This window comes from Kaistella jeonii (assembly GCF_000812865.1).
In the GTDB taxonomy this organism is placed as follows: Bacteria; Bacteroidota; Bacteroidia; order Flavobacteriales; family Weeksellaceae; genus Kaistella; species Kaistella jeonii.
Genome location: NZ_JSYL01000001.1, coordinates 80,132 through 106,797, shown reverse-complemented (window position 1 = coordinate 106,797; position 26,666 = coordinate 80,132). Strand labels below are relative to the sequence as shown.

The 26,666-nt window shown below is 34.3% G+C and carries 25 protein-coding genes; 16 read left to right on the top strand and 9 right to left on the bottom strand.

Annotation, left to right across the window (positions count from 1 at the left end; genetic code table 11):
- The first annotated feature begins 60 nt into the window (after positions 1-60).
- The 6 genes from cphA (at position 61) to OA86_RS00450 (ending at position 7,332) form a co-directional block, all read left to right on the top strand.
- Positions 61-2,691, top strand: a complete 2,631-nt coding sequence (gene cphA, locus OA86_RS00475; RefSeq protein ID WP_039347213.1) for a cyanophycin synthetase — start codon at positions 61-63, stop codon at positions 2,689-2,691.
- Between the two features lie 263 nt (positions 2,692-2,954).
- Complete coding sequence (gene dnaX / locus OA86_RS00470; RefSeq protein ID WP_039347210.1) at positions 2,955-4,040, top strand: DNA polymerase III subunit gamma/tau; 1,086 nt, start codon at positions 2,955-2,957, stop codon at positions 4,038-4,040.
- Between the two features lie 104 nt (positions 4,041-4,144).
- Positions 4,145-4,633, top strand: coding sequence for a DUF8439 domain-containing protein (locus tag OA86_RS00465; protein WP_246008065.1), 489 nt, complete (start codon positions 4,145-4,147; stop codon positions 4,631-4,633).
- A 40-nt stretch (positions 4,634-4,673) separates the two neighbouring features.
- Positions 4,674-5,741: a chorismate mutase gene (locus OA86_RS00460; protein ID WP_039348265.1), complete on the top strand. Its 1,068-nt coding sequence runs from the start codon at positions 4,674-4,676 to the stop codon at positions 5,739-5,741.
- Between the two features lie 67 nt (positions 5,742-5,808).
- Positions 5,809-6,735 carry a ribosome small subunit-dependent GTPase A gene (gene rsgA, locus OA86_RS00455; RefSeq protein WP_039347207.1) on the top strand — a complete coding sequence of 309 codons (927 nt, stop codon included), beginning with the start codon at positions 5,809-5,811 and terminating at the stop codon, positions 6,733-6,735.
- 177 nt (positions 6,736-6,912) lie between these two features.
- Positions 6,913-7,332, top strand: coding sequence for a nucleoside-diphosphate kinase (locus OA86_RS00450; protein ID WP_039347204.1), 420 nt, complete (start codon positions 6,913-6,915; stop codon positions 7,330-7,332).
- Between the two features lie 609 nt (positions 7,333-7,941).
- On the opposite strand, the gene rpe is transcribed toward OA86_RS00450, so the two are convergent.
- Both rpe and OA86_RS00440 read right to left on the bottom strand, forming a co-directional pair.
- The gene (gene rpe, locus OA86_RS00445; protein ID WP_039347202.1) at positions 7,942-8,592 is read right to left on the bottom strand and encodes a ribulose-phosphate 3-epimerase; all 651 of its coding nucleotides are present in this window, start codon (positions 8,590-8,592) and stop codon (positions 7,942-7,944) included.
- A 48-nt stretch (positions 8,593-8,640) separates the two neighbouring features.
- Positions 8,641-9,717, bottom strand: coding sequence for a M42 family metallopeptidase (locus OA86_RS00440; RefSeq protein WP_039347199.1), 1,077 nt, complete (start codon positions 9,715-9,717; stop codon positions 8,641-8,643).
- A 56-nt stretch (positions 9,718-9,773) separates the two neighbouring features.
- Here OA86_RS00440 and OA86_RS00435 point away from each other — a divergent pair, with 56 nt between their 5' ends.
- Both OA86_RS00435 and OA86_RS00430 read left to right on the top strand, forming a co-directional pair.
- The gene (locus tag OA86_RS00435) at positions 9,774-10,481 is read left to right on the top strand and encodes a DUF4294 domain-containing protein (protein WP_039347196.1); all 708 of its coding nucleotides are present in this window, start codon (positions 9,774-9,776) and stop codon (positions 10,479-10,481) included.
- Positions 10,482-10,484: 3 nt separating this feature from the next.
- The gene (locus tag OA86_RS00430) at positions 10,485-11,276 is read left to right on the top strand and encodes a S1/P1 nuclease (protein ID WP_039347193.1); all 792 of its coding nucleotides are present in this window, start codon (positions 10,485-10,487) and stop codon (positions 11,274-11,276) included.
- Here the strand turns inward: OA86_RS00430 and OA86_RS00425 are convergent.
- Entirely contained in the window at positions 11,271-11,687 is a 417-nt protein-coding gene (locus OA86_RS00425; protein ID WP_039347190.1) for an NUDIX hydrolase, read from the bottom strand. The two genes, OA86_RS00430 and OA86_RS00425, sit on opposite strands and share 6 nt — an antisense overlap.
- 58 nt (positions 11,688-11,745) lie before the next feature.
- Positions 11,746-12,432, bottom strand: coding sequence for a tRNA (5-methylaminomethyl-2-thiouridine)(34)-methyltransferase MnmC2 (gene mnmC2 / locus OA86_RS00420; protein ID WP_039347187.1), 687 nt, complete (start codon positions 12,430-12,432; stop codon positions 11,746-11,748).
- An 84-nt stretch (positions 12,433-12,516) separates the two neighbouring features.
- On the opposite strand from mnmC2, the gene OA86_RS00415 reads away from it, so the two are divergent.
- The 3 genes from OA86_RS00415 to OA86_RS00405 all read left to right on the top strand — a co-directional run bounded on the left by OA86_RS00415 (position 12,517) and on the right by OA86_RS00405 (position 15,334).
- Complete coding sequence (locus OA86_RS00415; RefSeq protein WP_039347183.1) at positions 12,517-13,590, top strand: branched-chain amino acid aminotransferase; 1,074 nt, start codon at positions 12,517-12,519, stop codon at positions 13,588-13,590.
- A gap of 98 nt (positions 13,591-13,688) precedes the next feature.
- The gene (locus OA86_RS00410) at positions 13,689-14,198 is read left to right on the top strand and encodes an FKBP-type peptidyl-prolyl cis-trans isomerase (protein ID WP_039348263.1); all 510 of its coding nucleotides are present in this window, start codon (positions 13,689-13,691) and stop codon (positions 14,196-14,198) included.
- 83 nt (positions 14,199-14,281) lie between these two features.
- The gene (locus OA86_RS00405) at positions 14,282-15,334 is read left to right on the top strand and encodes a peptidylprolyl isomerase (protein WP_126340427.1); all 1,053 of its coding nucleotides are present in this window, start codon (positions 14,282-14,284) and stop codon (positions 15,332-15,334) included.
- 326 nt (positions 15,335-15,660) lie between these two features.
- On the opposite strand, the gene OA86_RS00400 is transcribed toward OA86_RS00405, so the two are convergent.
- Positions 15,661-16,488 (bottom strand): ion transporter, encoded by an 828-nt coding sequence (locus OA86_RS00400; protein ID WP_039347178.1) that lies wholly within the window; start codon positions 16,486-16,488, stop codon positions 15,661-15,663.
- A 59-nt stretch (positions 16,489-16,547) separates the two neighbouring features.
- Between OA86_RS00400 and OA86_RS00395 the strand changes: the two genes are divergently transcribed.
- On the top strand, positions 16,548-17,645 hold the full coding sequence (locus OA86_RS00395; protein WP_039347174.1) for a Nif3-like dinuclear metal center hexameric protein: 1,098 nt from the start codon (positions 16,548-16,550) through the stop codon (positions 17,643-17,645).
- Positions 17,646-17,649: 4 nt separating this feature from the next.
- Positions 17,650-18,429 (top strand): zinc ribbon domain-containing protein, encoded by a 780-nt coding sequence (locus OA86_RS00390; protein ID WP_039347172.1) that lies wholly within the window; start codon positions 17,650-17,652, stop codon positions 18,427-18,429.
- Between the two features lie 74 nt (positions 18,430-18,503).
- Here the strand turns inward: OA86_RS00390 and OA86_RS00385 are convergent, their stop codons facing one another.
- Complete coding sequence (locus tag OA86_RS00385; protein WP_039347169.1) at positions 18,504-19,703, bottom strand: pyridoxal phosphate-dependent aminotransferase; 1,200 nt, start codon at positions 19,701-19,703, stop codon at positions 18,504-18,506.
- A gap of 86 nt (positions 19,704-19,789) precedes the next feature.
- Here OA86_RS00385 and rsmG point away from each other — a divergent pair, with 86 nt between their 5' ends.
- The 3 genes from rsmG (at position 19,790) to OA86_RS00370 (ending at position 23,716) form a co-directional block, all read left to right on the top strand.
- Positions 19,790-20,425, top strand: coding sequence for a 16S rRNA (guanine(527)-N(7))-methyltransferase RsmG (rsmG, locus tag OA86_RS00380; protein WP_039347167.1), 636 nt, complete (start codon positions 19,790-19,792; stop codon positions 20,423-20,425).
- Positions 20,426-20,479: 54 nt separating this feature from the next.
- Positions 20,480-20,896 carry a hypothetical protein gene (locus tag OA86_RS00375; RefSeq protein WP_039347164.1) on the top strand — a complete coding sequence of 139 codons (417 nt, stop codon included), beginning with the start codon at positions 20,480-20,482 and terminating at the stop codon, positions 20,894-20,896.
- A gap of 93 nt (positions 20,897-20,989) precedes the next feature.
- Entirely contained in the window at positions 20,990-23,716 is a 2,727-nt protein-coding gene (locus tag OA86_RS00370) for a PD-(D/E)XK nuclease family protein (RefSeq protein WP_039347161.1), read from the top strand.
- Positions 23,717-23,798: 82 nt separating this feature from the next.
- Here OA86_RS00370 and OA86_RS00365 read toward each other — a convergent pair whose 3' ends face one another.
- From OA86_RS00365 to OA86_RS00355, 3 genes are all read right to left on the bottom strand, one after another.
- The gene (locus OA86_RS00365) at positions 23,799-24,980 is read right to left on the bottom strand and encodes an acyl-CoA dehydrogenase family protein (protein WP_039347159.1); all 1,182 of its coding nucleotides are present in this window, start codon (positions 24,978-24,980) and stop codon (positions 23,799-23,801) included.
- A 119-nt stretch (positions 24,981-25,099) separates the two neighbouring features.
- Positions 25,100-25,858, bottom strand: a complete 759-nt coding sequence (locus tag OA86_RS00360; protein WP_039347156.1) for an NUDIX hydrolase — start codon at positions 25,856-25,858, stop codon at positions 25,100-25,102.
- A gap of 146 nt (positions 25,859-26,004) precedes the next feature.
- Positions 26,005-26,517, bottom strand: a complete 513-nt coding sequence (locus OA86_RS00355; RefSeq protein WP_039347153.1) for a hypothetical protein — start codon at positions 26,515-26,517, stop codon at positions 26,005-26,007.
- Between the last annotated feature and the right edge of the window lie 149 nt (positions 26,518-26,666).

The following is a 26,666-nucleotide window of genomic DNA, read 5'->3' as shown; positions in this document are numbered from 1 at the left end:
TTTCTTTTATCTTTGATTTTCAAACAAAATAAATAAGTATTATAATTAGAGGATAACAATATGAAAATTGTAAAAATACAGGTTTTAAGAGGTCCAAATATCTGGAGTATTCGTCGAAAAAAATTAATTCAAATGCGACTGGATTTAGAGGAAGCGGAACATTTACCCACCAATAAAATTGAAGGTTTTCGTGAAAATTTAGAAAGGCTGATTCCGTCTCTTATCACCCATCGATGTTCGGAAGGAGTAGAGGGTGGATTTTTTCAAAGGATAGAAATGGGAACGTGGATGGGTCATGTTATTGAACATATTGCCTTAGAAATCCAAACTTTAGCCGGAATGGATGCCGGTTTTGGAAGAACGCGGGAAACCAAGACTCCCGGTATTTATAACGTTGTTTTTAGTTATATCGAAGAAAATTCTGGCGTTTATGCAGCGGAACAATCAGTGGAAATCGCTCATGCTCTTATGGATGGTAGAGATTATCCTATTCAAGAATGCATTCAAACTTTAAAAGAAAAACGAGAACGGGAAAGACTCGGTCCTTCAACAGGAAGTATTGTTCAGGAAGCCGTTGCCAGAAATATTCCCTGGATTCGTTTGGGTAGAAATTCTTTGGTTCAGTTAGGTTATGGTATTAATCAGCAGCGATTTCAAGCCACGATCACCGGAAAAACAAGTTCTATCGCCGTAGATATTGCATGCAATAAAGAGTTGACCAAAAAAATGCTCGATGATGCTGCAATACCTGTTCCTACAGGAGATCTGGTCATTGATGAAGAAGGTTTGGAAAAAGTAATTCGTAAAATAGATTATCCAATTGTTTTGAAACCTTTAGATGGTAATCATGGTAAAGGTTCATCCATCAATGTTAATGATTGGGAAGCTGCTAAAATTGGTTTGCAACATGCACAGACTTACGGTGCAAAAGTTATTGTAGAAAGATATATCACAGGTTATGATTTTCGGGTTTTGGTCATTAATCACAAGATGATTGCCGCTGCAAGAAGAGTTCCGGCGCATATCGTAGGAGATGGTGAAAAAAATATTAACGATTTGATCGAAAAAGAAAATCTTGATCCAAGAAGAGGTTATGGTCACGAAAATGTATTGACTGAAATTTCTGTCGATAAAGATACCAACGAACTTTTAGAAAAATTACACTACACGCTGGAAAGTATTCCTCAAAAAGGAGAAATCGTATATTTAAAATCAACAGCAAACCTCTCGACAGGTGGAACTTCAATCGACGTTACCGATATGATTCATCCGGAAAACATTACGATGTGCGAAAGGATTTCGAAAATTATCGGTCTCGATGTTTGTGGAGTCGATATTATGGCAGAAAATTTAACGCAACCTTTGAAAGAAAGTGGCGGAGCGATTTTAGAAGTAAATGCAGCTCCAGGTTTTAGAATGCACCTTGCTCCAAGCGAAGGTTTGCCACGAAACGTTGCTGCTCCAGTTGTTGATATGTTGTATCCTCAAGGAAAAGCGTTTAGAATTCCAATCATTGCAGTAACCGGTACAAACGGTAAAACTACCACAACAAGACTAATTGCACATATTGTTAAAAATAATGGTTATAGAGTAGGATTTACTACTTCTGATGGAATTTATATTCAGAATACGATGTTGACGAAAGGTGATACAACTGGTCCAATTTCAGCCGAATTTGTTTTAAAAGATCCAACTGTTGAATTTGCGGTTTTGGAAACAGCGAGAGGAGGAATTCTACGCTCAGGATTAGGTTTCAGCTATTGTGACATTGGCGTTTTGACCAATATTAAAGAAGATCATCTCGGTATAAGCGACATTCATAATTTAAAAGATCTAACCAAAGTAAAAAGAGTCGTTTTAGATTCTGTAAAAAAAGACGGTTGGAGCGTTTTGAATGCAGATGATGCCTATTCAATGAGGTTAATGCCAGATTTAGATTCTAAAGTTGCAATTTTCAGTTTGGATGAAAATAATCCTCACATCAAAAAATTCGCAAAAGAAGGAAAAATTACCTGCGTTTACGAAGAAGGTTTCGTTACCATTAAAAAAGGAGACTGGAAAATTAGAATCGCGAAAGCCAATAATATTCCCATTACGATGGAAGGAAAGGCGAAATTTATGATCTCAAATGTTTTGGCGGCAAGTTTAGCAACTTATCTTTATGGTTTTGAAATTGAAGATATCGCTAATTCATTGAGAACTTTTATTCCGAGTGCAGCATTAACGCCAGGAAGATTGAATATTTTTAAATTCAAGAAATTCAACGTTTTAATTGATTTTGCGCACAATCCCGCAGGTTACGAAGCCATCGAAGATTATCTGAAAAATGTCGAAGCTACCAAGAAAATTGGAATTATTTCCGGAGTTGGGGACCGCAGAGATGAGGATATCAAAGAATGCGGAAAAATCGCGGGAAGAATGTTTGATTATATCATCATTCGCAACGAAAAGCATCTTCGCGGAAGAGCTGAGGAAGAAATCAATGGTCTTATCATTTCGGGAATTCAGGAATCTGGAAGAGATGTGAGCTATGAAATCATTCCGAAAGAAATTGAAGCTTTGAAACATGCGATGAGTATGGCGGAAGAAGGAACATTTATTACTGCTTTGAGCGATGTAGTTTCCAATGCAATCGACTTGGTACAGGAATATCAGAACAAAGAAATACTGGAAGAAGGTAAAATAATGTAATCTTTTTCACTTTTAAAGAAACTCTCAAAGCAAATTGTTTTGAGAGTTTTCTTTTTTAAAGGACAGGTAATAATTGCACTAATTTATATTTTAATCCCATAAATTTATATTTGCATGGGAAAAATTCAGAAAATTTGCAGAGAATTTATCAACCGCAAAATCAAAATATTTAAAAATAAAATCGTGAATTTTTGACAAAAAGATTTATCGCGTTTAATCTAATTCCTGTTTTATTTTCTAATTAATTTCCCTATTTTTGACCAATGGAAAATTTCGTTGTTTCTGCAAGAAAGTACCGTCCGCAAGAGTTTGAAACTGTTGTCGGGCAATCTCACATTACAGATACCTTGGAACATGCGATTGAAGAAAATCAATTGGCTCAGGCGCTTTTATTTTGTGGTCCGAGAGGAGTTGGTAAAACAACCTGCGCCAGAATTCTCGCCCGCAAAATTAACGAAAGAGACGGTTCTACTTCGGAAGACGGTTTCGCTTATAATATTTTTGAACTCGACGCTGCTTCGAACAATTCCGTGGAAGATATTCGGGAGTTAACAGATCAGGTTCGGTTTGCGCCACAAGTTGGGAAGTATAAGATTTACATTATTGATGAGGTTCACATGTTGTCTTCTGCCGCTTTTAATGCTTTTTTGAAAACTTTAGAAGAACCTCCTGCTCATGCTATTTTTATTTTAGCAACGACTGAAAAGCATAAAATTATTCCGACGATTTTGTCCAGATGTCAGATTTATGATTTTAAAAGAATCACGATCGAAGACATTCAAACTCATTTGAAAAAAATTGCTGAGAAAGAATCGGTAAAATATGAAGAAGATGCGCTTTATTTAATTGCACAGAAAGCTGATGGCGCACTTCGGGATGCACTTTCGATTTTTGACCGGTTGGCGACTTTTACTCAGAAAAATATTACGCTTGCAAAAGCTGCTGAAGTTCTCAATATTCTCGATTACGATCAATATTTGAATATTGTTGATTTGGCGCATCAAAATAAAATTCCGGAAACTTTATTTGCCTTTAATGAAATTGTAAAAAAAGGTTTTGATTCGCATTTATTTATTGCTGGTTTAGGGAATCATTTCCGAGATTTAATGATGGCGCAGAATCCGCAGACTTTAAGTTTAATTGAAGTTGGCGATCAAACAAAAATTAAATTTTCTGAGCAAAGTAAAAGCTGGAATGCTCAACAATTAATTGATGCGATTGAAATTTGTAATCACGCGGACATTAATTATAAAAACTCCAAAAACCCTCGACTAACCGTAGAAATTGCCTTGATGCAACTTTCATCTTTAACAGCAGTTGGAGGAGATTCTAAAAAAAAAAATTCCTGATTTTAGCACCGCTTCTTAAAGTTGTAGCTCCAATTCTTCAAATTTCAAAACTCGAAAGCAAGCCAGAAGTCGCTGATAATTTTCCGAAAGAAATTCCTAAAGTAATGCTGAAAACAGCGGAACCTATTGCGAACCAAAAAATTACTTCAAAATTCAGCATCAACAATGCACTAAAAAAATCGGAAACCGAGGAAGAAAAATTAATTGATAAAATAAAAGAGGAATTACCAAGCAATCATTTTACAGAAACCGATCTGCAAAACGCTTGGCAAATATTCGTCGAAGAACTTCAGGAAAAAGATATTATTATCTATAATGCCATTAACTCTTTTAAATTTCAGAAAAAAGGTGAAGATATTGTAGAAATAACATATTCATCAGATTCTGCAAAGAGTGAGTTTGAAAAAGTTCGGTCCGATTTCTTTAATCATTTCATGCACAAAGTGAATCACTTTAATATCGTCATCAAATATAAAAATGACGTTTCGCTGAAAAAAGAAATTATGACCAAACGAAAGATTTTCGATAAATTTGCCGAAATCAATCCTGTTTTGCGGGATTTAGATGATTTATTCAAATTTGATTTTAATTAAAATAAAAAATAGTCAATTAATAATTGACAAGTTCTACGAAATGGATTTACAAAATTTAGAAAATAATTGGGTGAATGAATTCCCAAAACCAATCATAATTGCAGGACCTTGTAGCGCAGAGAGCGAATCTCAAATGCTTGAAACTGCGAGAAGAATTAAAGAAAGCGGTGCTGAAGTTCCAATCTTCCGTGCAGGAATTTGGAAACCAAGAACCAAACCCAATGGTTTCGAAGGCGTTGGAACAATCGGTTTAGGCTGGTTAAAAAAAGTGAAGCAAGAATATGGTTTTAAGACTGCAACAGAAGTAGCAAATGCGCATCACGTTGCTGCAGCTTTAGAAGCGGATGTCGATATTTTGTGGATCGGAGCGCGTTCTACAGTAAATCCTTTCACTGTTCAGGAAATAGCTGAAGCTTTAAAAGGAACAGAAAAACCGGTCCTTGTAAAAAATCCTGTAAATCCGGATCTGGCTTTATGGATCGGAGCTTTGGAAAGACTTTTAGGACAAGACGTGAAAAATTTAGGCGTTATTCACCGTGGTTTTTCAACGTACCAAAAAACAAAATACAGAAATATTCCAAACTGGCAGATCGCTTTAGATTTCAAAAATCAGTATCCAAATATTCCGATGTTGGTTGATCCGTCGCACATTTGTGGGAACAGAACTGGTTTGGCCGGAATTGCGCAGGAAGCGATGAATGTTGGTTATGAAGGAATGATCATTGAAAGTCACTGTAATCCCGACGAAGCTTGGAGCGATGCTTCTCAGCAAATTACTCCTGAAGTTTTGGCAGAATTAATTGGTAATTTACAGATCAGAAATTCAGACATTTCCGTTTTCGATGATGAAATGGGACGTCACAGAACTTTGATTTCAGATCTTGATTTTAATTTGATTGAACTTTTGTCCCAAAGAATGAAAATTTCGGAAAAAATTGGAACTCTAAAAAAGGACAACAGCATTGCGATTTTTCAACCGGAAAGGTGGAAAGTAATTACAGAATATGCGAATCAAAAAGCTGATGAAACTGGGATGTCTCCAGAATTTATAGAGAAAGTTTTCAAAGCCATTCACGAAGAATCGATTGAGGTTCAGAATAATATTTAATGAAAATACTTATTGTCCCCGGTTTTTTAAGCTTGAATTTTGAGTTAAAATTTAATTGTAATAATTAATGAAAGGGCTCATCACAAAATCCACCGGAAGTTGGTACCAGGTTTTAGAACAGGAAACGGGAAGATTTTTCGAGGCCAGAATTCGGGGAAAATTTAAACTCATCAAGACCCGACTCACAAATCCACTTGCTGTAGGAGATTTGGTAGAATTTTCTTTGGAAATTGATGACGTTGCCTGGATTACGAAGATTGAACCGAAGAAAAATTATCTCATTCGAAAATCGACCAATCTTTCAAAAGAAGCACACATCATTGCGTCCAATATTGATGTCGCCTGTTTCATCTATACCTTAAAACATCCAGAAACTTCCTTAGGTTTTCTTGACCGATTTTTGGCATGTTGTGAAGCGTACAACATCAAACCATTAATTCTATTCAATAAAATTGATGTTTTAAGCGAGGACGAAGTTGAAGTTGTAAAAATAATTGAGAATATTTATCAGCATATTGGCTACGAAACTTTAGAGATTTCTTCTTATTCTAAAATGAATTTAGAAGTTTTGCAGGAAACCATCAAAGATAAAGTTTCTGTTTTCTTTGGACATTCCGGCAGTGGAAAATCTACTTTGGTAAATGCATTGCAACCTGCTTTAAATATCAGGACTTCAGAAATTTCTGAAAAGCTTTTAAAAGGGAAACATACAACTACTTTTGCACAGATGCATTTTTGGGATTTTGGTGGTAGTGTAATTGACACTCCTGGAGTTCGGGAATTCGCCATGATCGATGTTCAGAAAGAAGAAATTCAACATTATTTTCCAGAAATTTTCCGAATTGGAAGAGGTTGCAAATTTCATAATTGTATGCACATCAATGAACCTAAATGTGCAGTTTTGGAAAACCTGGAAACTGGAGAAATCGAGGAAACACGGTACATGACCTACTTAAAACTAATGGAGGAAGCCGAAGAAAATACGGCCCAATAAAAAACCCAGCCGAAGCTGGGTAAAAACTAATAACCATGAAAACTCAAATTAAACATGAGAATCGGAAAAATAATTACAATTTCCGTGCCAATAAAATTGACGTCTCATTTTTTATGAACTTTCAGTGCAAAGATAAGAAAGTTTTTTGTAATTTCGCCGCACAATAAAACAAGATATATGTCAGGTAAAATTACATTCACCATGATCAAACCAGATGCAGTTGCAGATGGTCACATTGGTGCTATTTTAGGAAAAATTGCAGAAGCAGGTTTTAAAATCAAAGCTTTAAAATTAACTCAACTTACGGTTGCAGATGCGAAAAAATTCTATGAAGTTCACGCTGAACGACCTTTCTACGGAGAATTGGTAGATTTTATGAGTTCAAATCCTATCGTTGCTGCAGTTTTAGAAAAGGACAATGCAGTTGAAGATTTCAGAACTTTAATTGGTGCTACAAATCCTGCCGATGCAGCCGAAGGAACCATCAGAAAAATGTTCGCAAGATCTATCGGCGAAAATGCTGTTCACGGATCAGATTCTGATGAGAATGCTTTAATTGAAGCAAGTTTTCATTTTGCTGGGAAAGAAATTTTCTAAGACTTTGAATATCTTAAATGAAATGCTCAGTTTTACTGAGTATTTTTTTTGCGTTTTTTTTAAATTTAAAAATATGAAAATTGTACCGAAAATTTCGGTTGCCGGAAAATATAATCTTTAATACGATAAAGCAAAAAGTGTTTACAGCAATCCGTTTGTGTCATTTGTAAATATTGGCTTCAAAAAATAACAAAGTTAAATAGAAGACATTTTGTTCTTACTTTTAAAATTTAAATACATCGCACCAAAAATTCCAGAAGATTTCTGGAATTTTTGTTTGAGATTAAAAAAAACAGGTGTTTTAACGGTTAATTTTAGCAGAAATAAATTTTAAATTTAAACCTTACAAAATTCCACTTTTTCTAAAGTAAAACAACTATTTATAAAAAAGAATTGTTATGAAATTATTATATAAAATTTTTGATCTAGGAATTCTTTATTTGCTAATTCTTTTAAGCCAAGCATTTCGGGCGGCAGAAAAGAAATCTTTGAAAATGAATTTTCCACATCTCATGAGAGAAAAAGTTCAATAAACCGGGCATAATTGATACAATATTTCCTTGTTTTATTTCCAATATACTTCAGTAAAACATTGCTCTAAAAATTAAATTATAATTTTAAAAGTTCAATAGTTTTTTGTGGATTCTCAGTAGAAAAAACTGCATTTCCGGCAACCAAAACATCAGCACCAGCTTCAAAAAGTCTTGCAGCATTTTCCAGATTTACACCACCATCAACTTCGATAAGTGCCGTGGAATTGTTTGATAAAATTAAATCTTTGGTTTCTGCGATCTTTTTGTAGGTATTTTCAATGAATTTCTGTCCACCAAATCCCGGATTCACACTCATTAATAATACCAGATCTACATCTGCAATAATATCTTCCAACATTAAAACAGGCGTTGAAGGATTAAGTACAACTCCGGCTTTTGCGCCTTTTTCCTGAATTAAATTAATGACTCTGTTAAGATGAATACAAGCCTCATAATGAACTGAAACTAAATCTGCACCTTGAGCAATGAATTCTTCCACATATTTTTCAGGTTCTACAATCATTAAGTGAACATCTACAAATTTCTTCGAAAATTTCTGCACCGTTTTCATCACAGGGAAACCGAAAGAAATATTAGGAACGAATCTCCCATCCATTACATCTACATGAATCCAGTCTGCCTGCGATTGATTCAACATTTCGATATCTCTTTCAAGATTTCCGAAATCTGCGGAAAGTAGGGAAGGAGCAATCATTTTTGTTTTCATTTTTACTTTTTTAAAAATTGTTGGTTGGTATACTTTAGATTTATTTTTTCAATGATATTTCAAATTCATTTCCGGAGTAATCTGTAATAAAGTTTCATAGATCAACTCGATCACGTTTGCCACATCTTTTTTTGCAACCATTTCTACAGTCGTATGCATATATCTTAAGGGAAGCGAAATTAAAGCTGATGGAACTCCACCGTTTGAATGGGCAAATGCGTCGGTATCGGTTCCTGTTGCTCTGCTTGAAGCCGCTCTTTGATAAGGGATTTTTTTATCTTTTGCAGTTTCTACAATTAACTCCCGAATTTTGTGATGCACACTTGGTGCAAAATAAATAACAGGACCATCTCCACATTTCAAATCTCCTTCTTTTTTCTTTTCGATCATTGGCGTAGAAGTATCATGCGTAACATCAGTAATGATCGCGATATTTGGTTTTATCGTATCTGCAATCATGTCTGCACCGTACAAACCAACTTCTTCCTGAACGGAATTGGTTATATATAAACCAAATGGCAGTTTCTTTTTATTTTCCTTTAAAAGTCGCGCAACTTCAGCAATCATAAATCCACCAATTCTGTTATCTAAAGCCCGACAAACAAAATACCGATCGTTTAACTCAAAAAATTCATCGGGATACGTAATCATGGTTCCGACAAAGATCCCTAATTCTTCAACTTCTTTTTTCATCACTGCACCACAGTCAATAAAAATATTTTCGAGTTTTGGCGTAGTTTCTTTCTCTTCACCAATTCTTGTATGAATTGCAGGCCAACCAAAAACTCCCTTCACGATTCCTTTTTCACCATGAATGTTGACGACTTTTGAAGGAGCGATCATTTGATCAGAGCCACCGTTTCTGATGACGTAGATCAATCCATCATCGGTGATGTAATTCACATACCAGGAAATTTCATCTGCGTGTGCTTCGATGACAACTTTAAATTCTGCTTCCGGATTAATAATGCCATAACATGTTCCGTAATGATCAAATTCAACTTTGTCAACATATGGTTTTATGTAATCCATCCAGACTTTTTGGCCGTTGTGTTCGTAACCTGTTGGAGATGCAGTATTTAGATATTCTTCTAAAAATAGTAGCGATTTATTTTTAAATTTCATGAGAAAGGGAATGAATTTTGTTAGTGTAAAACTTGATTTTATAGGAAGTAAAAGTAATGAAATTTAACAAACTGATCTTAATATTTCTTCTCTTTACTGCACTTTTCGCTCATGCACAGCAAGATTCAATTCTTATCGCAAAGCCAATTAGTCAGTATCCGCCAGAAATGTTAAAAACCGATGATGTCGGAAATAAATACTACTACGACGAAGGCCAGAAAGCCAGAATCTACGAAATAAACGGCGAAAATGTGGTGGTAATGGATGAATTAATTTTATTCAAAAAACCTAAATTCAATAATCAACTCGACCAAAATTATTATTTTTTTCTTAATAAGAAATTGAATCGGGTTTATCCGCTTTTTATAACCGCTTTAGAGCAATATCAAGATATTGAAAATGAATCTAGAGGTCTGGATAAAAGTGCCCAGCGAAAATATGTCAACGCTAGACAGAACGCATTAGCAGATCAATACGAAAAACAATTGCGAGATCTTACTACGACCGAGGGTCGCGTTTTTGCAAAATTAATGAATCGAGCCACCGGAAAAACAGTGTACGATATTATTAAAGAACTGCGTGGCGGCTGGAGTGCATTTTGGTGGAATGTAAAAGGAAATATTGCAGATGTAGATATAAAGGAACCATTTAATCCGCATAAAAATAGGACTGATGAATTCCTGGAGGCCCTTCTTCAAAGCAATTGGAACGCCGGCTATTTTCAACCTTATCCAGGTTACCAGAATTTTAAAATCAAAAAATAATTAATGAAAACAATTTTAAAAAACTCAATTTTGGTTTTAGCCATTTTGAGTTTCAATTTCGCCTACTCTTGGGGAACAACTGGTCACAGAGTGATTGCAGAAATCGCTCAAAATCATCTTTCCGGTAAAGCAAAGAGACATTTGAAAAAATTAATCGGTGACGAAAAATTAGCATATTGGGCAAACTGGCCAGATTTTATTAAAGCAGATACTACCGGAGTTTGGAAGCAAACCGAGCAATGGCATTATATAAATGTTGATCCTCAAATGAATATTCAATCATTTACTCAAAGTTTAAAAGCACAGAAAGCTCCTAATATTTATACTCAGATAAAAATTCTTTCTGATCAGATTAAGGATAAAAACACTTCTGTTAAAGACAAAGAAATTGCGCTTCGATTTCTCATACACTTAATGGGGGATGCCGCTCAACCTCTTCACGTTGGAAGAGCAGAAGATTTGGGTGGAAATAAAATTAAACTTAAATTTTTTGGTGAAAATACCAACCTGCATTCTTTATGGGACACCAAATTAGTGGATTCGCAGAAATACAGTTATACGGAATTTGCCAGTGTTTTAGATGTAAAATCGAAAGAAGAAGTAAAACAGATTCAAGCGGGAACTTTAGAAGACTGGTTGTACGACAGTCATAAACAAGCAAACAGAATTTATTCTAATTCTGTTGCTGATGCGTCTTATTCTTACGACTACAATTATAAATTTGAACCTTTATTAGAACGTCAGTTATTATACGGCGGTCTTCGTTTGGCTAAAATTTTGAACGAGGTTTTATAAAAATTTCTTTTTCAGCAAAACGAAAACAATTTTGTCAATAGGCAATGGAAATGGATTTTCTTCGGTATCGAGGGAAATCCATTCTATTTTTTCGATGCAGGAGTCTCGAATGATCAGATCATCTTCATCAACGATTTCTGCCAGATAATAAATGGTCAACAATTGCTCATTATCCCGAAATTTTGAAACTAAAAAATCTTCCTGTGTATAGAAATGCTGTAGATTTTTAATTTTTAAATTAAGTTCTTCTTCAAATTCTCGGTGTAGACATTCCAGGATACTTTCGCCAAATTCCAATCCACCTCCTGGAAATTTCAGTAAGTGATCGCCTACATATTCTTCGTGAAGGGATAGAATTTTCTTGTCTTTAAGAACGGTTGCGTAAACTCTGACATTTATTTTATCAATCATATTTAATAATATTTTAAGAACCTCTTTTCAAATTTAGTAATTTTTTGGTATTCGTTATCTAGTTCTCAGGACCGATTTTCGTGGCATTAATCATCTCTCTCTTTCCGGGAGGTCCCGCCATTTTTACTACTTCAAAATTAAGTTCCTTCAAAATTCTGCGCACACTTCCTTTAGAGGAGTAGGTAGTAAGTAATCCGCCAATCTCCATTTTATTTGAAACCATCCCAAATATCCTTTCTTCCCACAAATCTGGCTGAACTCTTGCTCCGAAGCAATCATAATATACAAGATTGATCTTTGGCATGCTTAAATTTTCTAAATCAAAAAAATCGCACTGAAATTTAGTAAAGAAAAAATTAGGTAAAATTTCTACCTTTTGATTCCACTCACAATTATGCAAAACATCGTATATTTTTTTAATTTCCGGATTATCAAAAAAAGAACCGTAATCTAATTCTTTCACTTCGTTTGCGTTTACGGGATATTTTTCGATTGTGAAATAATTAATGACATGATTTTTATCATTTTTCAAAAAATCATTAATTGTAACCAAAACATTTAAACCTGTACCAAAACCGAGTTCTAAAATGTTAATTTCGTAACAATATATCAATTTTAACCCATTTTCAATAAAGACATGAAGCGCTTCTTGCAATGCACCGTGATGAGAATGATAGTTTTCATTTAAATCATTAATATACAGTGTTTTACTACCATCTTCAGTTGTTCTGATCTCTCTTTCCATCTTAATTTTTTTCAAAATTAATTTAAAATTTTGATATTTAAAAAATTATATTAAATTTGTAGAACATCAAAAATAATTTTTAATATGATAATTCAAAAATCTACCAATCCAAGAATTTCAAGTTTTGATCCTGAAAATTTTTCTTTTGGAAATACGTTTATCGATCACATGATTATCTGCGAATTTGAAGACGGAAAATGGGGCGATGTTAAATTAGTTCCTTATGGTCAACTTCCTTTTTCTCCAGCGATGATGGGCGTAAATTACGGTCAAGCCTGTTTTGAAGGAATGAAAGCTTATAAAGATAAAGATGGAAAAGTCTTTCTCTTCCGTCCTGAAAAGAATTTTGCGAGAATTAATAAATCGGCTTCTCGTTTAGCAATGCCGGAAGTTAACGAGGAAATGTTTTTGGAAGGTTTGAAGGCACTTGTTGATATGGACAGAAACTGGATTCCGCAAGGAGAAGGAATGTCTTTATATATTCGCCCGCTGATTTTTGCGACGGAAGAAGCTTTGAAAGCGAGAATTGCAAATAAATATATGTTTGCTATTGTTGCGACACCTGCAAAAAGTTACTATACTGAACCTGTTTCAGTGAAAATTTCAGATTTTTATTCCAGAGCAGCAAATGGTGGAGTAGGTTCTGCAAAAGCTGCCGGGAATTATGCAGCTTCTTTTTATCCTACCAAATTAGCGATGGAAGAAGGTTACGACCAGATCATCTGGACGGATGATTCTACCCACGAATATTTTGAAGAAAGTGGAACAATGAATGTTTTTGTAAGAATCAACGATACCATTTATACACCGCCAACTTCAGAAAAAATTCTCGATGGAATTACGAGAGACAGTTTTATTGCATTAGCAAATAAGAGAGGAATTGAAATGAAAATTGAACCTATCTCTGTAAAAACTGTTGTTGAAGCTCAAAAGAACGGAACTTTGAAAGAAGTTTGGGGAGTTGGAACAGCTGTTGTAACAACTGTTTTCCAGGCTTTAGGTTATAAAGGAGAAAAATTAATGCTTCCGAAATTATCTTTAGAAGAAAGTTTCGCATTAACGCTTCAAAAAGATTTGGTAGATATTCAGACCAATAAAGCGGAAGATCCTTTCGGCTGGAGAGTTTTGGTAGAAAAAAATGTTTTAGAAACCGTTTAATTTCGATCTAATATTAATATAAAAAACCGGAAAAAATTTTTATCCGGTTTTTTCGTTTTATAATGTGGTTCGAATTTCTTATTTTCGCAAAAGTTTTTATGCAAAAAATAATTATAATTTCCTCGCTGTTTCTTATTGGTTGTGTACAAAATACGCAAACTCATCCTCCTGTGGGTGGATTTTTGAGCGAAAAGGATATGAATACTTCCAGAAACAGAGCGAAAAATCTGAATGTTACCGAAAGAATACAAATTCAGGACTGGATCAGAAATCAAGATCAAACGTTCTACCCAATGAGTTTAAACTATTGGGTAAACATTGATAATTTGCAGAAGAATCCAAGAAAAAATGATGGTGACGTCATTTCCTACAGATATGATATCTTTGATTTCGATCACGTGAAACTTCTTGATACTTCCAAAGAAAAAATCAATGTTCATTTTGGACATTTTGAAGAGTTAAAAGCAGTAGAAGATGCATTGAGATATTTGCAAAAAAATCAGGAGGCAACGCTTTTAGTACCGTCAGTTTTAGCATTCGGGACTTATGGAGACAACGAGAAAATCGCAAATGATATGCCCTTGATCATCAAAATAAAAGTACTTTAAATCTTATATTAATGTTAAAGAAAAATTTTTTAATCGCAGTAGCGGCACTTTCGCTAACTAGTTGCACCTCAATTTATAAAAAAATGAACGTAGACAAAGAAACTTACGAAGGTCTGAAAGAAGGTCTTTATGGCAATTTCCAAACTTCAAAAGGAAATATGATCGTTAAATTCGAAGACAAAGATGCTCCCGTTACAGTTGCCAATTTTGTTGGTTTGGCTGAAGGGAAAATCGATAACAAAGCAAAAGCTAAAGGAGTTCCATTTTACGACGGAACTATTTTCCACAGAGTTATAAAGGATTTTATGATTCAGGGAGGTGATCCTCAAGGAACAGGAATGGGCGATCCAGGTTATAAATTTGATGACGAGAAAAACAATTTGCAGCACACTGGGAAAGGAATTCTTTCTATGGCAAATTCTGGTCCTAATACCAACGGTTCTCAGTTCTTCATTACTGAAGTTGCGACGCCTTGGTTAGATGGTAAACATACTATTTTTGGTAAAGTAGTCAATGGTTTAGATATTGTCGACGTCATTGCAAACGTTGATAAAGGACCACAGGATAAACCTAAAACCAATGTTGTTTTAGAAAAAGTTTCGATCTTCTCTAAAGGTGATCAGTACAAAGGTTATGATGCTGCAAAAATTTTTACTGAAGGAAAATCTAAAATTGCAGAAGACAATAAAGCCATGATGGCAAAAATCGAAGCTGATAAAAAGAAAAAAGAAGAAGAATTTGCAGGCAATCAGCAAAAGCTTGTTGATGATTTGAAAGCTACAATGAAATCAACTCCTTCAGGATTATTTTATAAAATTACAAAAAAAACAGACGGAGTTGTTCCACAAAAAGGTGACGAAGTTTCTGTACATTATGCTGGTAAATTAGTAGATGGGACTGAATTTGATTCTTCTTTCAAAAGAAATCAACCGATCGATATTCCAATTGGAGTTGGTCAGGTAATTAAAGGTTGGGACGAAGGAATATTATTATTGAAAGAAGGAGAAACTGCAACTTTGCTTATTCCGTCTGAATTAGGATATGGTGCAAATGGAGCAGGAGGAGTGATTCCGCCAAACGCCTGGTTAATTTTTGATGTTGAACTTGTAAAAGTAAAAAGCAATCTGTCAAAATAATTGATATGATATGGTGTGAAAATCACTATTGATCTCAAATAACTATAAACAACACTTCTTTTTGAAGTGTTGTTTTATTTAAGACCAAAAATTTAATTTTTTGGAAAATAGACTATTTTTTTTAAAATAGGGTGATTTCACGGTTGATCGTGATAGAATTAACTTCTATATTTGAGCATCGAAAAGGATAAACAAAACACAAATGATGGGAACTTTTCAAAGATGATCTGTTCGAGAGAGCAAGGATTCGAAAGAAACTCTTAACAAACAAAACACAAATGATTGGGGAGTTCTATAAAGGTGCATTTTTTAAATGCATCTTTTTTTTATTTCAATTTTTCCGCGCAAATTTTACAAAATCTCGCATCATCATCATTATCACTATTACCGCATCTCGGACAATTTTTATATAAATCCTGACGCTTATTTCGCATCTCTGCCGTTACAATTCCCGTCGGAACCGCAATAATAGAATAACCTGCAAGCATCAAAAGAACCGAGAGAAATTTTCCCAACGGAGTTCCCGGCGAAACATCACCGTAACCGACCGTCGTCACCGTTACAACCGCCCAATATACACTTTGAGGAATGCTTTCAAATCCTTCCCGATGTCCTTCTACCATAAACATTAGCGATCCAACGATTACCGAAAAAATCATTAGGAACATCAAGAAAATATAGATTTTGCGAGAGCTGTTTTTTAAGGCGGTTACAATAAATTTTCCGTCATTCATGAAATCCAATAGATTGAAAATTCTGAAAACTCTCAGCATTCTCAACATTCTGAGGATCAAAAAATATTTAGTAATTGGAATAAATAAACTTAGATAGAAGGGAAGTATGGCTAAGAAGTCGATTACTCCAAAGAAACTGAAAATATAGGCTTTCTTATTACGAAGCGTGATAATTCTTAAAGCATATTCTATTGTAAAAATTACCGTAATAAAAATTTCTATTACAATAAAGATATGATGAAGTTTCGCATCAAAAATACTTACACTTTCCATCATTACGATGAAAGTACTCAGCAAAATAAGAAAAAGGAGAATAAGGTCAAATGCTTTACCAGATTTGGTATCTGCTTTAAAAATAACCCTAAAAACCAGACGTTTCCATTTTGTTCTCTCGGGTAAAAAATCGTGTTCCTTTTCCATATTTAGCAAAAAATTAAATTTAAAGAAATTATCCTTAATTTCGCTACAAACTTAAGAAAATGACTATTAATAAAGCAATTTTTGAAATTGAAAAGCGAATTCCTTTAAAACAGGCCGAAGATTTCGACAATATTGGGCTTTTGTGTGGAAATCCTGATCGGGAATTAACTGGGATTCTAATTTGTCATGATGCGCTGGAAAATGTAGTAAATGAAGCGATCGAAAAAAATTCAAATTTAATAATTACTTTTCATCCGATTATTTTTTCAGGATTAAAATCTTTGACTGGAAAAAATTATGTAGAGCGATCAGTATTGAAAGCCATCGAAAATAAAATTGCAATTTATGCGATTCATACTGCTTTTGACAATCATTATTTCGGTGTTAACTATGGCATCTGCGAAAAGTTAGGTTTAAAAAATCAACAAATTTTGATGCCTAAATCCAATAATTTAAAAAGTCTGGAAGTTTATGTTCCCACTGAACATTCAGAAAAGGTAAAAGAAGCTTTATTTGCAGCCGGTGCGGGAAATATTGGTTTTTATGATGAATGCAGTTTTACAGTTTCAGGAAATGGAACTTTCAGACCAAATGAGGGTTCAAATCCTTTTTCAGGCCAACAAGATATTCGTGAAAACGCAGATGAACAAATGATTTCGGTCATTTTCGAATCTTATAAACAAAATCAAATACTTGCCGCGATGAAAGCTTCGCATCCTTATGAAGAGGTCGCGTACAAAATTTTAAGTTTAGAAAATGATAATCAATACGCTGGTTTAGGTCGTTTTGGTAACCTGGAAAATGAAATGACCGAAAATGATTTTTTAAAATTGGTAAAGGATAAATTTAATCTGAAAATAATCCGGCACTCGAATTTCAATAGAAAAAATATTAAAAGAGTCGGCGTCTTAGGAGGAAGTGGCGCCAGTGGAATAAAAGCTGCATTTTCAAAAAATTGCGATGCTTACTTAACAGGTGATGTAAAATACCACGATTTTTTTCAAAATGAAGACAAAATGATGATCTGCGACATTGGTCATTTTGAGTCCGAACAATTTGTAACTCAACAATTATTTGAGGTTTTATCGGAAATTTTTCCTAAATTTGCAATCTCAAAATCTCTTGAGAAAACCAATCCTGTAAATTATTTTTTATAACAATATGGCTAAGAAAACTGTAGAAATCTCCGTTGAAGATAAGTTAAGAGCGCTTTACGATTTACAAATAATCGATTCCAGATTAGATGAAATTCGTAACACCAGAGGTGAATTGCCGATTGAAGTTGAAGATTTGGAAAGTGAAATTGAAGGTCTTGCTAAAAGATCCGAAAAATTCGCAGCTGAAATTAAAGAACAGAATGACGAAATTAATACAAAAAATGAAGTCATTAATCACGCGAAATCTTTGATCGATAAATACAAATCGCAACAAGATACCGTACGAAATAACAAAGAATTCGAAGCTTTAGACAAAGAAATTGAATTTCAAGAACTTGAGATGCAACTTTCAGATAAAAGAATTAAAGAATTTTCTGCGAAAATCGCTCATAAGAACGAAACTTTCGAAGAACTGAATACTAAAATTGCAGAATTAAAAACCCACCTTAAATTTAAAAAAGAAGAGTTGGAAAATTTAGTTTCTGAAACTCAAAAAGAAGAAGATTTCCTGATCGCTAAATCAAAAGAATTTGCAGCAAATATCGATGCAAGATTATTGGCTTCTTACCAAAGAATCCGTACAAATTCTCCAACAGGACTTGCTGTTGTAGGTTTAGAAAGAGGTGCGCCAAAAGGTTCATTCTTTACTTTGCCTCCGCAAAAACAAATGGAAATTGCACAGAGAAAGAAAATCATCATCGATGAACACAGTGGAAAAATTCTTGTTGACGACGATATGGTGAATGAAGAAAACGAAAAAATGAAAGATATTATTAAATTCTAATAATTTCCGAAATATAAAAAAAGCCAGTTTGAAATTTTCAAACTGGCTTTTTTGTAAATTGTTTGTAAAGAAAACTAACTGATCGTGCAGTTTTCCAAACAATCTTTAATTCTTTTCATGGCCTCTATCAGCTCTTTTTCCGATGCGGCATAAGAAAAGCGGACACAGTTTGAGTTTCCGAATGAAACGCCACCAACGGTTCCAACATGAGCTTCATCAAGCAAAAACATTGCAAAATCATCTGCATTATTAATAATTTTCCCGTTTAGAGATTTCCCAATGTAATAGGAAATATCAGGGAAAAAATAGAAAGCCGATTCCGGATAATTCACTTTAAATCCAGGAATTTCTTTCATCAAATTATAAACGATATCGCGTCGTTTTTTAAATTCCTCTATCATGTAACGATATTCAGAATAATCAGTTTTCAAAGCAGTTACCGACGCTTTTTGAGCCATCGAATTTGCACCACTCGTCATTTGTCCCTGAATTTTTTCGCAACCGATTGCCAACCATTTCGGACAAGCAGAATAACCAATTCTCCAGCCTGTCATTGCAAAGGCTTTCGACATTCCGTTGATCACCGCAGTTTGTTCATAAACCTGCGGAAATTCAGCGATAGAAGTGTGTTTTCCGTCGTAATTGATGTATTCGTAGATCTCATCGGAAATAATGGTAATGTGAGGATATTTCGCGACCACATCAGCGATTTTCTCCAATTCTTCATATTTATAAAAACTTCCGGAAGGATTGCAGGGTGAACTGTAAAGAAAAGCTTTTGTTTTGGGCGTGATGGCTTTCTCCAATTGTTCTGCAGTCATTTTAAAATCAGTTTCAATGGAAGTTTCAATAAAAACAGATTTTCCGCCCACCATTTTTACCATTTCATCGTAACTCACCCAATATGGCGCAGGTAAGATCACTTCATCACCATCATTAATAATAGCCGATAAAACATTTAAAATCGACTGTTTTGCACCGTTAGAAACGCAGATTTGAGAGGGTAGATATGCTAAATTATTATCTCGTTTTAATTTTTCGCAAATTGCTTCCCGCAAATCCAAAAATCCGGGAACAGGAGAGTAGTGACTGAAGTTATTATTGATAGCAGCAAAAGCAGCTTCTTTAATATTTTTCGGAACATCAAAATCAGGTTCGCCAAGGGTTAAACTGATAACGTCGATTCCTTTCGCCTTCATTTCCCGCACCTTGTTGCTCATCACAAAAGTCTGCGAAAAACTCATCCGATTCAGTCGCTCTGAGTAATTATCCATAATTATTTTTAAGTTTCTCAAAGATAATTTTTTTCTGCAAAGTTTTAAACTTGTTTCTTTAAATTTGTAGAAATTATAATCAAAGCATGTCAGTTGAATTAATTCAAAAATATTTCCCGGATCTTTCTAAAGTTCAAATCGAACAGTTTGCTAAATTAGATGAACTTTATAAAGAATGGAATGAAAAAATAAATGTGATTTCCCGGAAAGATATGGATTCTCTTTACGAAAAACATATTCTGCATTCCCTCGGAATTGCAAAAGTGATAGAGTTTTCACCCACCACAAAAGTTCTGGATATTGGGACTGGAGGAGGTTTCCCCGGAATACCGCTTGCTATTTTGTTTCCTGAAGTTCACTTCACACTTGTAGATTCTATCGGTAAAAAAATTACAGTCGTGAAAGAAGTTTCAGAAGGAATCGGTCTCAAAAATATCACTGCTATTCATGGAAGGGCTGAAGATGTGAAAGGTCAATTTCACTTTATTGTAAGCAGAGCTGTAACTCAAATGCCGATTTTTCTCCGTTGGTTAAGAGGTAAATTTGAAAAAGAACAGTTTAATCCGAAACACAATGGCGTGCTTTATTTGAAAGGCGGTGATCTCACTGAAGAATTAGCTGGAATGAAAACTGAAGTATTTAATCTTCAAAATTATTTTGAAAGTGAATTTTTCGAAACAAAAAAGGTGGTATATTTATCTAAGGGAAATTTTAATTCTTAATATTGCATAATAAAGGTTTTATGTTTATCGTTTTAATAATATAAATAGGACATCATGAAAAAAATATTACTTTTTAGTTTACCAATATTATTGACTTTCAGTGTAATGAGTTGCAACGACCGTTTTGAAGGAGACGAAATTCTAAATACCGAAGCACTCAAAATTGACAGCGTGAAAATTGCACAGGACACGATGGATGTTTTGACTACCCAAACTATTAAAACATACTCAAATTACACCGCAAAATGCGAAGGTTTTTACGGATACGATTATTTGCATACGTCCGAGTTTGAAAGAAAGGTGATCTCCTATAAATTTAAAACAACTGCATCTTGCGGAGATCTGGTGACTAAATCTTCTCAGATTAATTTTAATCCGCAGAAAACAGGAACTTATCTTTTCAAATTTTACAATGGTCAGGATTCTGCAGGTCAAAATATCTACATTCAAAAAAATATCGTCGTTCAATAAATCTTATTTTCAAAATTATAAAACCTCAGGAAAAACTTATTTTTCTGAGGTTTTCTATTTTAATTTTCTTATTTTTCATCTTTCCATTTTAATATGAAATTTCTCCAAAAAATAATTACCGAACTTCTGGAACAAAATGCTGATTTATCGGGATTTGACATCGTTCTTCCCGGTAAAAGACCGATCGTTTTCATCAAGAAAATTTTGAGAGAAAAACAATATTCTGGTTTTCTACCCAACTTCTTTACCATTGAGGATTTAATAACAGATCTTTCCGGAAAGCAGCCTGTTCAGGGAATTTCTTTATGGCTATTTGCGTTCCAGATCTATCATGAACTTCATCCATCGGAGGATTTCGCCAACTTTTTGAAATGGTTTCCGACTTTGTTGAAAGATTGGGATGATATTTTAAAATTTTCAGAAAGCGATAAATCGGTTTTAGAATATATGTTCGATGAGGAAAGAATTAAAAACTGGTCCGAAAACTTAGGCGATTCGGAAGATCTTCCACGCAGAAAGTTCTTAAATTTCTGGCAGAAGATGAATGTTTTTCTGCCCATTTTAAAGCAAAAACTGAACGAAAAAAATTGGGCAACTTCAGGAATGATTCACGAAGCAGCCAAAGATAAACTTGAAGATTTCGCACAAAAAACGAATCAGAAATTTGTGTTTTGTGGCTTTAATGCCTTTACGCCAGTTGAGGAAAAATTGATAAAAAGTCTTTTACAATGGGATAAAGGACAATGTTTTTTTCAGGCAGATTTGTATTATTTCAATGATGAAAGACAGGAAGCCGGAAAATTTTTGCGCAGTCATAAATTATGGAAAGAGTTTACAGAAAAAAGACCATTCCAGTGGATCGAAAATGATTTTGCCCAAGCAAAAAACATTAGAGTTTATGAAGTTTCCGGCAACATAACGCAGACAAAGGTTTTACCTGAAATTTTCAAAGAGATCAATGATCCAAATCTTTCGAAAACGGCAGTGGTTTTACTCGACGAAAATTTGCTTCCTGCGAGTTTAGATGCTATGAATTCAGTGCAATATCTTAATATTACGATGGGATTTCCGTTGAAAAATTTAGGTTTCAGCAATGCGATGAAGCAGCTTTTTTATCTTCAAAAACAACTGGAGAAAAAAAACTCCTCGTATTATTACAACGACGTTTTGTCCGTTTTAGAAGAATTGCCAAATTCAGAAATTGATCAGGAAATAATAACGACTTTTAAATTTAATATTGAAGAAAGAAACATCGTTTATATTTCTAAAAAACAGTTCACAGAATTTCTTGCAGAGCTTTCTTATTTTGAACTTTTCAAAAAAGCATCTTCAATTAGAGACTTTTTAGATCTGCTTATTAAATTTTGCTATGAGTTGAAATTCAGAGATCTGGATGATATTTTATACGAAAATATCGCTCATTTCGAAAAGAGTTTTAAAATTATTCAAAATCAAATTTCACCGTATTCTTTTGAAATTAAAATGGAAACACTGGAAGTTTTGATCAATCAACTGGTAAGTTCGGAGTCCATTGATTTTCAAGGAGAACCACTGCAAGGTTTACAAGTTATGGGACTTTTGGAAACGCGCCTTCTCAACTTCGAAAATGTAATCCTTTTATCCGTAAATGAAGGTAAATTACCGCTCGGAAATTCGCAGAATACTTATCTGCCGTTTGATGTCCGTCAACATTTTGATCTGCATACTTTTTTGGAGAATGACAGCATTTATGCTTATCATTATTATCGCTTAATTCAGGATGCCAAGAATGTTCATCTTCTTTTTAATGCGTTAAATTCCGGCGTTAATACGGGAGAAAAAAGCCGTTTTATTACCCAGATGGAAATTGAAGATGTTCATCATCAAATTGAAAATATCATCATTGAAAATTCCTCAGATCCAATTCAGCAGGAATTAATTCAAATTGAAAAAACCCCAAAAGTTTTAGAGAAGTTGGAAACGTGGAAAACCCGGGTTTCCGCGTCTCATTTAACTTCTTATCTCTATAATCCGGTAGATTTTTATCTGACAAAAATTTTGAGTACACGGGAAACAAATGAAATTGAAGAAGAACTGTCCCAAAGAAGTTATGGAAATTTAGTGCATTATGCACTTCAATATATTTATGAGAAATTAGTCGGTAAAAAACTGACTGTAAATGATTTGACTCTTACTGATGAAGCGCTGCTCGAATCCATCAATGCAGCCATCGAAACTTTAAAACACCAGGTTGAATTCTATGCAAAAGGAATGAATTTTATTCATAGATCAATTGCGGAAAGAGTAGTGCGCAACGTTTTGGATTACGATAAAAAATTGGTGGAGGAAGGAAATTCTCTTGAGATCTTAAGCGTTGAGGGAAATTTTGAAGGCATTGATTTTTATTTAGATGAAGCAAAAACTGACAAAGTTTCTTTTTATGGATTTATCGACCGGGTTGACCGACTCAACGGAAATTTAAGAATCATCGATTTTAAAACTGCGAAGACGAAAAACCTCTCCATTTCAGCTCCGAAAAAACCAGAAGATGTAGAAAAATTAGAACAGCTTTTTTTCCGCGATGATTACAAACAGGCGATGCAGTTGTGTATTTATGCGTATTCAGTTTTAAAGCAAAACAAAAATCCCGATAATTTCGTCGAATGTGGAATCTGGAGTTTTGCAGAGGTGAATAAAGGGGTTCAAAATTTGCAGATCTTTGCAGAAGATGAAATATCGTTAAAACTTTTGGAAACTCCCATGAAATCTATAAAAAATGTAATTCTCGATATTTTAGATCCCGAAAAATATTTTGTTGAAGAAGAGAAAGTTAGTTGGTAATTGAATTAAAATTCGATTTGTTTAAGCCTAAAAAAACCTTCAAGTAATTGAAGGTTTTCTATTTTATTTGAAAGAATTAAAATTATCCGAACGCATTAATTCCTGTAATATCCATTCCGGTGATCAATAAATGAACGTCGTGTGTTCCTTCATAAGTAATTACAGATTCCAGATTTGCAGCGTGCCGCATCATCGGGAATTCACCCATAATTCCCATTCCTCCAAGAATCTGACGCGATTCTCTCGCGATGTCGATCGCAATTTTTACGTTATTTCTTTTCGCCATAGAAATCTGTGCAGGCGTTGCTTTATGATCATTTTTCAATCTTCCTAACTGAAGACAGAGCAATTGTGCTTTTGTAATTTCTGTTAAGAATTCAGCTAATTTTTTCTGTTGCAACTGGAATCCGGCAATTGGTTTTCCAAATTGTGTTCTTTCTTTTGCATATTGTAAAGCTGTGCAATAACAATCTACTGCAGCACCGATAACTCCCCATGAAATTCCGTAACGTGCAGAATTTAAACAAGATAAAGGACCTTTTAATCCTGTAACATTTGGTAATAAATTTTCTTTTGGAACTTTGACGTTATTAAAAACCAGTTCCCCGGTTTTCGAAGCACGAAGACTCCATTTATGATGCGTTTCGGGAGTTGTAAAACCTTCGAAAGCTCTTTCTACAATCAATCCCTGAATTTTTCCTTCTTCATTTTTTCCCCAAACAACGGCAATATCACAAAGCGGTGCGTTGGTGATCCACATTTTAGCACCATTCAATAAATAATGATCACCTTTATCTTCGAAATGCGTTTCCATGGAACTTGGATCAGAACCATGATTCGGCTCTGTCAAGCCAAATGCCCCGATCATTTCTCCGGAAGCTAAATGAGGTAAGAATTTTTTCTTTTGCTCTTCAGAACCGAACTCATTGATAGGAAACATGACCAAAGAACTTTGTACAGAAGCCGCTGAGCGAATCGCAGAATCTCCGCGCTCCAACTCCTGCATAATTAATCCGTAGGAGATCTGATCTAAACCAGAACCGCCGTACTCTTCGGGAATGTAAGGACCTAAAGCTCCAATTTTCCCCAATTCTTTCATCAGGTTTGGAATATCGGTATGGTTTTGTGCCGCTTCATCAATTTTTGGCATCACAAAACTTTCAACCCAGTCTCTCACCGATTGCCGAATAAGCTTGTGTTCTTCGGTCAAAAGTTCATCCATTAAATAGTAATCAGGAAGGGTCGTAAGAGGGTAGTATGACATTTTTTAGATTTTGCTAAAATTAAGATTTTTCGGAAAGGTGAGGAAATTTTTGAGCGTATTTCCTAAAGAATTTAGTGAAATAAATGAGCAGTATTGGTAGAATTTCATGAAACTGATAATTAAAGCAATTCGTACAATTTTTTATCTGCAAATTTGTACAGATAAGGTGCTTTATTTGCGGAACCGTCGAATAGTTTTTCAAGTCTTTCCAAGGAATTTAAGGCTAAAATTTTTCGCTGGAAATTATTTCTTCTAAATTTTTCATCGAGTACTATTTCGTAAACCGTCTGTAATTCTTTCATGGTAAATTTTTCCGGCAACAAACTGCTTGCAACGATTTGAGTATCTATATTTCGACGTATAAATTCTAATCCTTTTTTGATAATCTCTTCATGATCGAAAGCCATTTTCGGAAGATTATTTACTTCAAACCATTTACACTCTTCGATCATATTATTGGGAAAGGTGTCTACCAAAGAAAAATCGATCAAACTGCAATATCCGACGGTGATAAAACGTTGAAAAGTCCAGTGATCTTTCGGAACCTCAATATGTTTGCTTGCGAGCAAAACCCGGTGTGCATTATTTTCAGTTCTATTCCGATCTCCAAAAGTTTGAAACTGTTCCAAAAAAATATTTGAAAGATGTGTTCGCTCGTACAAAACACGAACTGCAGCATCATGTAGATCTTCATCATTAAATACGAATCCTCCAGGTAAAGAGCATAGATCGAGATCATGATATTTGAGAAGCAAAACTTTCATAATGCCTTTATGGAAACCAAAAATCACGCAATCAACAGATATATGCTGTACAAAATCCCGCGTATCCAGAAGTTCCTGCAGGTTTTGTTTATTTTTAGAATCGTCGATTTTCATACGGGGAAATTAATAAATAAGGCTTTTAAAAATTTGATTAGTCTAAAGTACTAAAACTTATCATATGAACTATATTTAATGCAATAGATAATGAAAATTGCTATAATCATTTAATTTTAAATGATATTATACTGATGAGATTAGTCTTATTTTACCGTTACTTTTTTATCAAAATCCTTACAATCAACTTGTTTTAGACTTGAACCATCAAATTTGAGTTTCGAAGTATTTTCATAAAAATCTTTCTTACCTTCAATTTTGTGGTCGCCAATACCTTCCGTTAATTGATCTTTCTTCTTTAGAAAATAAATTTCGCGCTCCGACATTGTGCCTTCTGACTGAAAAGTATAGTTTAGTTTTAGAGTATCACCGTTCTGCGTTCCCACAATATCACCAAATGAACTGTCTTTTTCTGCATTTTTATAACGCATTTTTCCTGTGATAGTCCCTAGATTATCATCCAGGGAAATAAATACAGAGTCTTTTCCTGTCACTCCTAAATAGCAGGTTTGTTGGGTAGAAGATTCGATTGGTTCTGAATTTTCTGGAACAACGACCACCGAATCGTTTGTATTTTTTATATTAATGTTTTCGGAGATTTTTTTTTCGCAGCTCAAAATAAAGATGAATGCGCATGTTGTCAAAAGATATTTTTTCATGTCAGTTTTAATTGTTTAGTGGCTCAAATTTAATGTTTTTTAGGTGAAAAAAAGTTTCCTTATAAATCAGGTTGCTAGAAATTTATTTTGTTCTGGCAAAGCTGATGAAAATTGTAAGCAGAGTTTGTAAATTACCAGCTGGGAGAATT